This is a genomic window from Dysosmobacter sp. HCP28S3_G4, from assembly GCF_052065175.1.
Lineage (GTDB): Bacteria > Bacillota > Clostridia > Oscillospirales > Oscillospiraceae > Oscillibacter.
In genome coordinates this window covers 75,654-87,904 of record NZ_JBQHUP010000004.1, presented here as the reverse complement: position 1 = coordinate 87,904, position 12,251 = coordinate 75,654, and the positions used below count along the sequence as shown (strand labels likewise).

Here is a 12,251-nt window from a genome sequence, read left to right as displayed (position 1 = left end):
CCACATGGCCTCTGTCTATGCCCTGCTGGAGGAGTTTCCGGGAGCCAAACAGGTTGCCGGAGCACACCTGACAAGCCTCAAATCTCTTTTGGAGAAGGCCTCTAAGGGCCGATACAAGCGAGATGTGGCATTGTCAATTCGGGATGCCGCACGAATGTCCATTGGTTCCAGAATGCCTGCCAAATCTCTGGAATTGCAGCATACCATCCGGCTCATTCGGGAACTGGATGCTGAAATCCATGAAATTGAAGCTGAGATTGAGACCATGATGGACGAGATCCGGTCTCCCATCATGACCATCCCCGGCATTGGCTGCCGCATGGGCGCCATGATCCTGGCTGAAGCGGGGGATCTGTCACGTTTTGACTCTCCGGACAAGCTGCTGGCTTATGCTGGTATGTCACCGTCTACTTACCAGTCCGGACAACTGAATAACTGTTACCCACACATGGAGAAACGGGGCTCCAGATATCTGCGTTACGCACTTTTCAACGCCACCAAGTATGTCTGCCTTTGGGACCCAGCCTTTGCCGCTTATCTCGCAAAGAAACGGGCAGAGGGCAAGCACTACAATGTAGCCATCTCCCACGCAGCCAAGAAGTTGGTGCGGCTTATCTTCGCCATGGAGAAATCCGGGCAGCCCTATCGCTCAGCGGCTTGATCCAACTATTTGAATAGACAGCAGGGGTCTGATAAGACCTCAGCTTTTCCATACCCTTTTTGAACCATCTGTCTGTGAGCACTTCCACTCATTTTGAGGGTTGACTTTTAATAGTTAATCTTTCACTTCCGGCGTCCCTGGGGAATTGTCCGGGTCCGGCCCCAGAGACTATCTGCATTTTCCATTGTAGCGGGCGTATCCGGAAAAGAAAGGGGAAAGCCGTCGAGAGGAAAAAGGAAAGCGGTGCATTCTTCAAAAATGCACCGCTTTTTATCCGCAAAAGTCCGAAATTCGCCGTTTTTCCGCCTCACCGGCAGACGTAGGAGAACCATCCCTCGGACTGGTTGGACTCCAGAATGGCCAGCCCCGCCTGACGGAGCTTGTCCGCAACCTCCACCGCCCGGTCGTCGATGATGCCGGAGCAGATGAACACACCGTCGGGCTTCAGCAGCGGCCGCACCGCCGGCGCCAGGGCGATGATGACGTCCGCCACGATATTGGCCAGCACCACGTCGTAGCCGCCGCCGATCTCGGCCTGTAAGGCACTGTCCGTGAGGATGTCTCCGGTGCGGACGGTGTAGACGTCCTTCCCGATGCCGTTGAGGGCGGCGTTCTCATAAGCCACGTCCTGGCACTTGTCGTCGATGTCGCAGGCGAAGGCGTGGGCCGCGCCCAGCTTCAGGGCGGCGATGGACAAAATGCCGCTGCCGCAGCCCAGGTCCAGCACCCGCTCGCCGCCATGGACCCGCTGCTCCAGCGCCTTCAGGCACAGCCGGGTGGTGGCGTGGCTGCCGGTGCCGAAGGTCAGGCCGGGATTCAGGATCAGAGGCACCCGGTCTCCGATGTCGGCGTTCTCCCACTCCGGGATGACAATGAGCCGATCACCGATCTCCATGGGCTTGTAGAACTGCTTCCAGTTGTTCTCCCAGTCCGACTCCTCCAGATTGTCCAGCGTCATCAGCAGGCTCCCACACTCCGGATGCCGCTCCTTGAACTCCGCCAGGGCGACGCGCACCTGCGCCAGTGTGGAAAAGCCGTCCTCGTTGGCCTCCAGATAGAACGTCACCCGGGACTTGCCCTTTTCCGCCGCCATCAGGTCCTCGTCTACGTAGTCCCAGTACTGGTGGTTGTTCTCCAGAAAATCCTGGAACTCCCCTTCGTCGTCAATGACCACGCTGTCGATGCCCTGTCCGGAGAGGAACGCCTCCACCTGCTCCAGACCCTGATGATTGGTGTCGATGTGTACTTCCAGCCACTTCATATGCAGTCTCCTTGAAATTAGGAATTAGGAATGAGGAATTAGGAATGAGAGAGCCGGAAAGCGCAGAACAATGGGCGTTCCGGCTCCTCGTTCCTGATCGCTTTATCGCTCTGTCCCCAGGAAGAACAGGGCCACGGTGCCCGGCCCGGAGTGGTTGCCGATGACCGGCCCCACGTAGTTGATGCGGATGTCCTCCGTGCCGAACCGGCGGCGGACCTCACCGGCCACGAACTGCGCGTCCTCCAGGCAGTCGCCGTGACTGATGAACACCGTCTGACGCGCCGGGTCCACGGCCAGCGTTTCCATCCGGTCCACCAGGGCGGTGAGGGAGGCCTTTCGCCCCCTGGCCTTGCTGACGGGCACCAGACGGCCTCCGTCGTCCATGTGCATCACCGGCTTCACCGACAGCATGGTGCCGAACAGCGCCGTGGCGGCGCTGATGCGTCCGCCCCGTTTCAGATGGTTCAGATCGTCCACCGTGAACCAGTGGCACAGGTGCATTTTCGTCTCCTCGGCGAAGTCCCGGACCTCCTCGATGGTCTTTCCCTGGCGCTGCTCCCGGACGCACAGATAGACCAGCAGCCCCTGGCCCAGGGAGGCGGAGAGGGAGTCTACCACAAAGAGTTTCGCCTCCGGAAACTCGCTTCGCAAGTCCTCCGCGGCGATGCAGGCCGACTGGTAGGTGGTGGACAGGGCGGAGGAGAAACTGATGCAGAGAACGTCCTTCCCGTTCTCCAGCAGCTTCCGCATGGCCTCCTGAAAATCCCCAACGCTGACGGCAGAGGTGGTGGCGGGAGTGCCCCGCCGGATCTTCTCATAGAACTGGTGGAAGTCCATATCCCGGCCATCCAGCCAGTTGCGGCAGTCCTGATCGCCTATGTGAAAGCTGAGGGGCAGTACCGTCAGCGATAGCTCCTCCGCCAGAGCGGCGGTGAGATCACAGCAGCTGTCTGTCACAATGGCAAAATCACGCATCCTCCGCGGCCTCCTTCTCCTGCTTCCGGCGCTCCTTCCGGCTGACCTTCTGGGGCTTTTTCGGCTCCTCCGGCTGACGCTGACGGCGCAGCAGCGCCACATACCGGCTGCTGGCTACCTCCGCGGCGTAGGCCAGCAGGGCGAAGTGGATGGCGGCGTCGGCAATGTCCTCAGGCTGGTTGTACGCCTCCATCATCTCCGTGATGAGGTTCAGCGCCTTGCCCAGACTGTCCCGGAACTGATCGTAGCCCTCGCCCACGTTCTGCCGCTGCTCCAACTGGGCGGAGAGCACCATCTCCATATCTTTTGCGGACATCACCCGCTTCAAAACGCAGATGGCCGTCAGATAGGCCAGATGGGTCCGGTTGTACTTCTTGCCCTCTGCCCGGGGCAGAAGACCGCTTTTCGTGTAGTTGTTCACCATGGCGGAGGTCAGTCCGTCATCCTCCTCGAACCGCAGGATCTGCCGGTCCATATAGGACAGCACCTGATCCATATACAGCGGGAAATCCGGCAGCTGTTCCCAGTTCACCGGCCGCTGGCTCCGCATCCGCTCCTGGATCTCCATCAATTCGTCCATAAAAAACCTCCTTCGTCCCGCACTGATATCAGAAATGGAGACCTCCGTGCCGGAGGCCTCCGCCGCCAGCCGTCACCGGCTGCGCCAGCGTTTCTCACAACACTATTATACAGCGGAAAAACGGTTTTGTAAACGAATCCAAAAAATTTTAAAAACCATGAGCAGGCATCTCGCAATCGTATGACACAGTCCTGCGGTGTCGAATTCCGGCGCAAGCTGCCGGAGCGGTCATTTCCCCACGCAGAACCGGGAGAAGATGCGCTCCACGATGTCCTCCCGGGCGGTACGTCCGGTGAGCTCTCCTAGGGCGTTGAGCCCGTCTTCGATGTCCGTCACCACGGCGTCGGGGGTCAGTCCGGCGGAGAGGGCCTCCCGCGCCCGGCGGACGGCTTCCAGCGTCCGGCGGACGGCGTCCTCCTGGCGGATGTCCGTCAGCAGGCCCCCGGCGTCCTTCGGGTCCCCGGCGGGGAACAGGTCCGCGATGGCGTCCTCCAGCAGGCGTAGTCCGTCGGGGGCCACGGAGCTGAAAGAGACGGCCTGGTCCGGCTCCCGCAGGGACCCGGGAATTTCCAGAACCGGGCAGGAACCCTGGGGGAGCAGGTCGGATTTGCTGAAGCCCAGGATCCAGTGGGGGGCGCGGCTGGCCAGTTCCAGGATCTCCTGATCCTCCTCCGTAGGGCCAGTGACGCCGTCGATGACGGCGATGACCAGCTGGGCGCTGTCCACGGCTCTCCGGCTGCGCTCCACGCCCAGCTGTTCCACGGCGTCGGCGCTGTCCCGGATACCGGCGGTGTCCACCAGACGCAGCAGCACGTCCCGCACCACGGCGGACTCCTCCACCGTGTCCCGGGTGGTGCCGGGGATGTCAGTGACGATGGCCCGCTCATAGCCCGCCAAGGCGTTCAGCAGGGAGGACTTTCCGGCGTTGGGACGGCCCACGATGGCGGTCCGCACGCCGGCCTTCAGAACCTTTCCCCGCTGGCCGGTGGCCAGCAGCCGCTCCAGCGCTGACTCCGTCTCCGCCAGTGTCTCCCGGATCTGCTCCGGTCGGATGTCCTCGATGTCCTCGTCGGGGTAGTCCACCACGGCGTAGAACCGGGAGGCAATGTCCAGCAGCCCGTCCTGAATGCGCTCCAGCGGGCGACGGAGGGCGCCGTCCAGCTGGGCCATGGCGTTTTTGGCGGCGGCGGCGGTCTCCGCGTCGATGAGATCGATGACGGCCTCCGCCTGGGTCAGATCCATGCGGCCGTTGAGGAAGGCCCGCCGGGTGAACTCGCCGGGCCGGGCCTGCCGGGCCCCCAGGGCGAACAGCGTGTTCAGCACCTCCCGCAGCACTACGGGGGAGCCGTGGCAGTGGAACTCTGCGGAGTCCTCACCGGTGTAACTTCCGGTCCCGGGGAACCGCACGGCAAGGCCCCGGTCCAGGACGCCGCCGCTCTGGTCCAGCACGTCGCCGTAAATCATCTTCCGGGGCTCCGTCTGGGAGAAGGGTCGGCCGTTCATAGGCCGGAACACCTGGTCACACAGAGCGAAGCACCCCTCGCCGGAGATGCGGACGATGCCGATGGCCGTGGCGGCCTGTCCGGTGGCGATGGCGGCGATGATGTCCATAGGATTCCACTCCTTCTTCAAAATCGATGTTCAGTCCGCCGCCAGCAGTTGGGCGGCGAAGGCACGGGCCCGCTCCGCTTTGTCCGGAGACATAAAGACGTCCCTGTAGCCCGGGTCGTGCTCCGCCAGCATGCCCAGATAGGTGAGGCGGGAGTGCTTACAGTACCGCTTCATCCCCGCCTCCCACAGGTCAGCGCCCTTTTCCGGCGGATAGCCACAGGTACACAGCAGGGCCAGCTTCTTTCCGGCCCACAGGGAGGGGCCTTTTTCCTCGCCGTAGTATTTGTTCATGCCGTATACCAACCGGTCCAGCAGGGCCTTCATGGGCGGCGTGCAGTACCAGGAGTAGATGGGCGTGGCCAGCACCAGCAGGTCCGCCCGGAGGACGCGGTCAAAGAGGTCCTGCACATCGTCCCGCTGACGGCAGCCGAAGGCGGTCCAGTCCCGCTGACAGGTGCGGCAGGCAGTGCAGGGCTGGATATCCCGGTCATACAGCCAGACGGTCTCCGTCTCCGCGCCGCGGGCCTCCAGAGTCTCGGTAAAAGGTTCCAGAAGCTGTCGGGTATTGCCGTTTTTCCGGGGGCTGCCCATGAGGATCAGCACGTTCATCCCGGTTCCTCCCTTCGGTATTCTGTGCGTATCAGGATAGCACATTCCGCATCGGGGTTCAAGCGCCCCGGAAGCGGAAAAGTCCCCCGGCGGAGAGCCGGGGGACTGTCATACAGGGAAAAATGCTCAGAACTGGGGCAGCTTGCTGACCACGGCCGCGCAGCGGGGGCACAGGGTGGGATGGTCGGCATCCTGACCCACGCGGGTGGAATGCATCCAGCAGCGCTCGCACTTGCCGCCCTTGGCCTCGCTGATCTCGATGGTCAGGCCGGGGAAGTTGGTGCCCTTGCCCACGATGGAGGTCTCCTCTGCGGGGGCGGAGGTGATGTTGCAGTCGGAGACGATGAACACCTCCGCCAGGCTGACGCCGAAGGTGGCCATCAGGGCCTGGGCGGACGCGTCGTCCTCGGCGTGGAGGGAGACATGGGCCTCCAGGGCCTTGCCGATCTTCTTCTCGGCCCGGGCGGTCTCCAGCACGGCGTTGACGTCGTCCCGCAGCTTCTCCACGATGTCCCACTTCTCCATGGCCTTGTCGCTGAGGGCGTAGTCGGTGAAGGGCTTGTTCATCTCGTTGAACACCACGTTCCGGGCGTCATCCTTGGCGCGGTGGGGCATGGCCTGCCAGATCTCGTCGCTGGTGTAGGCCAGGATGGGGGCCATGATCTTGGTCATGGTGTCCAGGATCAGGAACAGGGCGGTCTGGGCGGAGCGGCGCTTGGCGCCGTCCTTCTCCTCGCAGTACAGCCGGTCCTTGATGATGTCCAGATAGAAGTTGCTCATCTCCACCACGCAGAAGTCGTTGACGGCGTGGGTGACGGCGTTGAACTCGTACTCGTCGTAGGCGGCGAAGCACTTCTCGATGAGGGCGTTAAGCTTGGTGACGGCCCAGCGGTCCAGTTCCTCCATCTTGTCGGCGGGCACCAGATCGTCGGCGTTGAAACCGTCCAGGTTGCCCAGGCAGTACCGGGCGGTGTTGCGGAACTTCAGGTAGTTCTGGCTCAGCTGCTTGAAGATCTCGTCGGAGCAGCGGACGTCGGTGTGGTAGTCGGCGCTGGCGGCCCACAGGCGCAGCAGATCGGCGCCGTACTTGTCCATGATCTCATAGGGGTCCATGCCGTTGCCCAGAGACTTGTGCATGGCTTTGCCCTCGCCGTCCACGGTCCAGCCGTGGGTGACGCACTCCTGGAAGGGAGCGCCCTGGCCGAAGGCGCCCACGGCGGTGAGCAGGGAGGACTGGAACCAGCCGCGATACTGGTCGAGGCCCTCCAGATACATGGTGGCGGGCCAGAAGCCCTGGGTCTTCTTCATGGAGGCAAAGTGGGTGGAGCCGGAGTCGAACCAGCCGTCCAGGGTATCCTCCTCCTTGGTGAAGCCGGACTTGGAGCCGCAGTGGGGGCAGGCGAAGCCCTCGGGCAGGATCTCGGCGGCCTCCTTGGAGAACCAGGCGTTGGAGCCCTCGGCGGCGAACAGCCTGGAGATGGCCTCAATGCTCTCGTCGGTGACGATGGGCTTGCCGCAATCCTTGCAGTAGAACACGGGGATGGGCAGGCCCCACTTCCGCTGGCGGCTGATGCACCAGTCGGTGCGCTCCCGGATCATGGACTTCATCCGGTCGATGCCCCAGCCGGGGACCCAGCGCACGTCGTCGCAGGCGGCGCAGGCCTCGTCCTTGAAGGACTCCACGGAGCAGAACCACTGGGGCGTGGCCCGGAAGATGATGGGGCCCTTGCAGCGCCAGCAGTGGGGATAGCTGTGGACGATGTCCTCGGAGGCGAACAGGGCGCCGCTCTCCTGCATGTCCTTCAGAATGACGGGGTTGGACTCGTCGGTGCTCATGCCGGCGTACTTGCCGGCGTACTCAGTGTGCTTGCCCTGGTCGTCCACGGGCACCACCATGTCCATGCCGTAGCGGCGGCAGGTCTGATAGTCGTCGGCGCCGAAGCCGGGGGCGGTGTGGACGCAGCCGGTACCGGAGTCCATGGTGACGTAGTCCGCCAGCAGCAGGCGGGAGGTCTTGGGCAGGAAGGGATGGTCCGCCAGCATGTTCTCGAAGAACGCGCCGGGATGGCTCTCCAGGATCTCATAGCTGTCGAAGCCGCCGATGCGCATGACCTTGTCGGTGAGGGCCTCGGCCATGATATAGATCTCGCTGTTGGGAGCCTTCACCAGGGCGTAGGGCTCATCGGGATGGAGGGAGATGGCCAGGTTGCCGGGCAGGGTCCAGATGGTGGTGGTCCAGATCACGAAGAACAGCTTGCTCTTGTCATAGCCGGGCAGCTTGCCCAGATCGTCGTGCATGGGGAACTTCACATACACGGTGGTGCAGGGATCGTCCTGATACTCGATCTCCGCCTCGGCCAGAGCGGTCTCGTCGTGGGGGCACCAGTACACGGGCTTCAGGCCCTTGTAGATGTAGCCCTTCTTGTACATCTCACCGAAGACCTTCACCTCTTCGGCCTCGAAGCTGGGATCCATGGTCTTGTAGGGGTGCTCCCAGTCGCCGATGACGCCCATGCGCTTGAAGCCCTCCCGCTGCACATCGATATAGTGGTCGGCGAAGGCGTGGCAGGCGGAGCGGAACTCGGGCACGGACATCTTCTTCCGGTCCAGCTTGTTCTGCTTGATGATGGCGGACTCAATGGGCATGCCGTGGTTGTCCCAGCCGGGAATATAGGGGGTGTAGTAGCCCCTCATGGCGTAGGACCGGGTGATGAAGTCCTTCAGGGCCTTGTTCAGGGCGTGGCCCATGTGCAGGGCGCCGTTGGAGAAGGGAGGGCCGTCGTGAAGGGAGAACCGGGGCTTGCCCTCGTTCTTCTTCAGCAGCTCGTTGTAAACGTCCTGCTCCTCCCAGCGCTTGAGCATCTCCGGCTCCCGCTTGGGCAGGCCCGCCCGCATGGGGAACGCGGTCTTGGGCAGATTGATGGTCTTGTTGTAATCCATATCTGTGTCTCCTCCTGTGTCGGTATGATTGATTGTTATTTTGATTTTATTGATAGGGCAGAATGATGGTCTTGCAGTCCTCACAGCGCCAGGCGGCGGGATTGTTCGCCCGGAAGACATCCGTCAGAGCGGCGACGGTCCGGAAGTGGAAAGGGGAGGGGGCTTCGCCCTTCTCCGACCAGAAGATGGGGTTCCGGGACGCCAGCGCGCCCTGCTTCATCTCTTTTCCGCAGTAGGGACAGTTCATGAAAAGACCCTCCTTGCAAAATAAAAAACGCCTTGTCTCTGTCAAGAGACAAAGCGTTCAGAAAACACTCTGCGGTACCACTCTCGGTTGCCGTGCCCTCACGGGCCCCGGCCGCTCGCAGCCTGCTGTCACAGGCCGATGCGTTAACGGGCATCACACGTCCTTGCTTACTCGCGTCGTCTTTCAGCAGGAGGCTCCAAGGTGATCTTCGCCCTCCGCGCCCGTCCGCCTTGCACCAAACGGCGGCTCTCTTTGCGGGAACCAAAGGGGTACTCGTCCTTATCCACGCCGAATATTCAATATACCCTGACATCATATCACGTTTTTCCGGTTTGTCAACCGGCTTTCCCGGGAAAATTACCGTAAAAAATACGTTGGCCCTCTCAGCCGCCCTGCCAGCTCCGGGCGGCGATGGTGACGCCGGTATAATAGTGCTGGATGATTTCCCGCCAGGTCCTTCCCTCTTTCGCCATCTCATTGGCGCCGTACTGGCTCATGCCCACGCCGTGGCCGTAGCCGGTGACGAAAAACACCAGCTTTCCGTCCTGGACCTCCACATCGAAGGAGGCGGACCGCAGGCCGAAGGTGGTCCGCACCTGACTGCCCCGGACGGACACGCCGCCGATGGTGACCCGGTCCACGTTGATGCCCTCGGTGACAGTGAGATCCCGCACCCAGCCGCTGATATCTCCGGAGAGGTCCGCCTCAGGATAGATGGCCAGGAACTTCTCCCGGAACTCCGCCGGAGTAAATTCTACGCGGCTGTAATAGTTGGGAATTTCCGTATCCTTCTCCGGGCTGGACACGCTCTGGAGATAGGGGAGGTCCTGGGTCCACACTTCGCCGGCACTCTTGGTCTGTCCGGCGGAGGAGGAGTGGAACACTGCCAGAATTGGCTGGTCATCATACAGAATGGTCTGGCCGTCGGTGGCGGAGACGGCGTTTTCAATTTTGGCCTCGTACCGCTCCGCGTTTTCGCCCCAGTTGGCCGCGGCCTGCGCTTTCCCCAGATACGCCTGACAGCAGGTGTGATCGCCGCAGATGTCGGCGTCCGGGGCATGATTGCTGCCGGCGGACAGCTTGTACAGGGTGTAGGTCCGGGCGGCCACCGCCTGGGCGCAAAGCGCCTCCTGCTCAAAGGAGGCGGGCATCTCCGCCCGGAGGACGCCGGTGAGATAATCCGCCATGGTCATGGTCTCCACCGTGTCCCCCAGCAGCACCCGGACGGTGCCGGAGCTGTCGATCTCGCCGGGGGGCAGGATCTCGATGGGCTCCGGCTCCTGTTCGCCCGCCTTTTCCTGCTCGTGACGGACCACTGTGACCGTGAACAGCGGCAGCAGGAACAGCAGGCACAGCAGCAGCGCCGAGACCCCAAAATTGTACCGCGCCCGTCTGGCGGTCCTTCGTTTTTTCATGCCGGTATCCGTTCCTCTCTCCGTAAATTTCACATTCCGCACCCGGCGGGTCCGTCCCGCAGGTCCTGGGACAGTCTATGTCCCCCGGAGAAAAATCATGCGGGGACCATTATAGCATACCCGGCATACTTCCAACAAGGGCGACAGGCAGTCTGGACCGCAGTCACACCCTCCGGGACGGCGGCGTATTCTGTCATACGGGTGTAACCACGCCCTTATGACAGGAGGAATTTCAATGAATCACGCACTCACATGGGCGGCGGCCGGTACGGGCTTCACGTTTCTGATGACCGTGACCGGCGCCGCTATGGTGTTCTTTTTTTCAGGTGAGCCGAAGGCCAGATTTCAAAAGGCCATGCTGGGCTTTGCCGCCGGAGTGATGACGGCGGCCTCCGTGTGGAGCCTGCTGCTCCCGGCCATCGACCGGGCGGCGGCGCTGGGCCTGCCGGGCTGGCTGCCGCCCGCGGCGGGACTGCTGGCGGGCGTCTGTTTTCTGGCGGCGCTGGACGGCGTTCTGCCCAGACTCCGGCGGGAGGACCGGGCCCACCGTACATCCCGGGCCACCACTTTGCTGGCTACCGCCATCACTCTGCACAACGTGCCGGAGGGCATGGCTGTGGGGCTGGCCTTCGCCCTGGCGGCCAGGGGAGAGAGCCTGGCCGGAGCGGTGGCCTTGGCGCTGGGCATCGGCATTCAGAACTTTCCGGAAGGTGCCGCCATCTCCCTGCCCCTGCGGCAGGAGGGACTGTCCAGAAGGCGGGCCTTTCTGGGCGGAGCCTTGTCCGGGGCGGTGGAGCCGGTCTTCGGCGTTCTAGTGGTATTCATCGCTGCGGGGGCCACGGCGGCTATGCCCTGGCTGCTGAGCTTCGCCGCCGGGGCCATGCTGTATGTGGTGGTGGAGGAGCTGATCCCCCAGGCCCACAGTCAGGCGGGGACCCATGGATTTGTCACAGGGTTTCTGATCATGATGGTGCTGGATGTGGCACTGGGGTGACGAAGGGGGTGGAATTTTCATCACGGAAGTCCGGTAATGCGCCCCGTTCGGGGCGCGGGGAAATGCCGGGGAAGCCCGCTGGCTTCAAAACCCCCATTCTCTTTTTCCGAGGAAAAAGAGAATGCGCCTTTTGATGGTGTAAGAGAAAAAGGCTCGGGCGGCGGCATTCCGGACTTCGTCCGGAACGCTCGCAGCGCCTATTACGGGGTTTTGGCTTGGCGGAAACCTGCGGGCTTTGCCCATTCAACCAAATACGGCAGTTACAAAAGTTGGGGTCCCGCCCGGATGCACCGCCCTCCTCTTTTCACTGCCGCACCCTGGCAGTTTGAGAGAGCCCGGCGCCGTTCTTTCGATACCCACCGAATTGCGTCAGCAAAAAAGAAGCAGGGGCTATCTGGGAGCACCCCTTCCACCAAGCTCCGGCAACTACCAGGGTGCGGCAGCAAAACAGGAGCAGGAGGCATCCGGGAGCGCCCCCAACTGACGAAACTGCCATACGCGGTTGAGTGGTCAAAAGCCCTCGAATCAGCCCCCCAATAACCCCTCGTAAAAGGCGGGAAAAGGCGTTTCAGGCAGAGCCTGAAATGCCGCCGCCAGCGTCTTTTCTCTTGACACCATCAAAAAGCGCTTTCTCTTTTCGGCGCAACCGAAAAGAGAAAGGGGGGGTTGCCCGCGGCGGAGCCGCAAGCCCGCGGCCTTCGCCGCACCATCCCGCACCCCCGCGAGGGACAACTCCTATCTTATTATTGATACCGATAATTCCTGGCGGTACACTCATCCACGTATTTCATAAACTGCCCATGATCCCGGAACTCCATCAGGCAGTACCCCTCCGCCGGGTGAAAGGACACCACCCGCGCCGCGGCGTTCACCCATACCCGCCACACCGGCGGCTCCTCCTGCTTTGCCATTTCACGCCTTCTTTCTCCTCTGAATGCCTCTATTTTATGCGATTACT

11 protein-coding genes and 1 other annotated feature are annotated in these 12,251 nt (G+C 62.2%); of the genes, 2 read left to right on the top strand and 9 right to left on the bottom strand.

Going from position 1 to position 12,251, the window contains the following annotated elements; translation table 11 throughout:
* Positions 1-661: transposase (locus tag ACTNBU_RS02230; RefSeq protein ID WP_441030278.1), on the top strand; the 661-nt coding region annotated here is incomplete at its 5' end.
* A gap of 307 nt (positions 662-968) precedes the next feature.
* Here ACTNBU_RS02230 and prmA read toward each other — a convergent pair.
* From prmA to spoIID, 8 genes are all read right to left on the bottom strand, one after another.
* Entirely contained in the window at positions 969-1,922 is a 954-nt protein-coding gene (gene prmA / locus ACTNBU_RS02225; RefSeq protein WP_441030276.1) for a 50S ribosomal protein L11 methyltransferase, read from the bottom strand.
* A gap of 102 nt (positions 1,923-2,024) precedes the next feature.
* Positions 2,025-2,897: a DegV family protein gene (locus ACTNBU_RS02220; protein ID WP_441030274.1), complete on the bottom strand. Its 873-nt coding sequence runs from the start codon at positions 2,895-2,897 to the stop codon at positions 2,025-2,027.
* On the bottom strand, positions 2,890-3,477 hold the full coding sequence (locus ACTNBU_RS02215) for a DUF1836 domain-containing protein (protein ID WP_441030272.1): 588 nt from the start codon (positions 3,475-3,477) through the stop codon (positions 2,890-2,892). Before ACTNBU_RS02215 ends, ACTNBU_RS02220 begins: the two co-directional genes overlap by 8 nt.
* A gap of 228 nt (positions 3,478-3,705) precedes the next feature.
* On the bottom strand, positions 3,706-5,088 hold the full coding sequence (gene mnmE / locus ACTNBU_RS02210; protein ID WP_441030270.1) for a tRNA uridine-5-carboxymethylaminomethyl(34) synthesis GTPase MnmE: 1,383 nt from the start codon (positions 5,086-5,088) through the stop codon (positions 3,706-3,708).
* 30 nt (positions 5,089-5,118) lie between these two features.
* Positions 5,119-5,697: a flavodoxin family protein gene (locus ACTNBU_RS02205; protein WP_441030268.1), complete on the bottom strand. Its 579-nt coding sequence runs from the start codon at positions 5,695-5,697 to the stop codon at positions 5,119-5,121.
* 126 nt (positions 5,698-5,823) lie between these two features.
* Positions 5,824-8,637, bottom strand: a complete 2,814-nt coding sequence (ileS, locus tag ACTNBU_RS02200; RefSeq protein WP_441030266.1) for an isoleucine--tRNA ligase — start codon at positions 8,635-8,637, stop codon at positions 5,824-5,826.
* Positions 8,638-8,683: 46 nt separating this feature from the next.
* Entirely contained in the window at positions 8,684-8,884 is a 201-nt protein-coding gene (locus ACTNBU_RS02195; protein WP_441030264.1) for a PF20097 family protein, read from the bottom strand.
* Positions 8,885-8,925: 41 nt separating this feature from the next.
* Positions 8,926-9,179 (bottom strand) — a binding site (T-box leader).
* A gap of 88 nt (positions 9,180-9,267) precedes the next feature.
* The gene (gene spoIID / locus ACTNBU_RS02190; protein WP_441030261.1) at positions 9,268-10,299 is read right to left on the bottom strand and encodes a stage II sporulation protein D; all 1,032 of its coding nucleotides are present in this window, start codon (positions 10,297-10,299) and stop codon (positions 9,268-9,270) included.
* A gap of 235 nt (positions 10,300-10,534) precedes the next feature.
* Here spoIID and ACTNBU_RS02185 point away from each other — a divergent pair, with 235 nt between their 5' ends.
* Positions 10,535-11,293, top strand: a complete 759-nt coding sequence (locus ACTNBU_RS02185; protein ID WP_441030259.1) for a ZIP family metal transporter — start codon at positions 10,535-10,537, stop codon at positions 11,291-11,293.
* Positions 11,294-12,036: 743 nt separating this feature from the next.
* On the opposite strand, the gene ACTNBU_RS02180 is transcribed toward ACTNBU_RS02185, so the two are convergent.
* On the bottom strand, positions 12,037-12,204 hold the full coding sequence (locus ACTNBU_RS02180) for a hypothetical protein (RefSeq protein ID WP_441030257.1): 168 nt from the start codon (positions 12,202-12,204) through the stop codon (positions 12,037-12,039).
* Between the last annotated feature and the right edge of the window lie 47 nt (positions 12,205-12,251).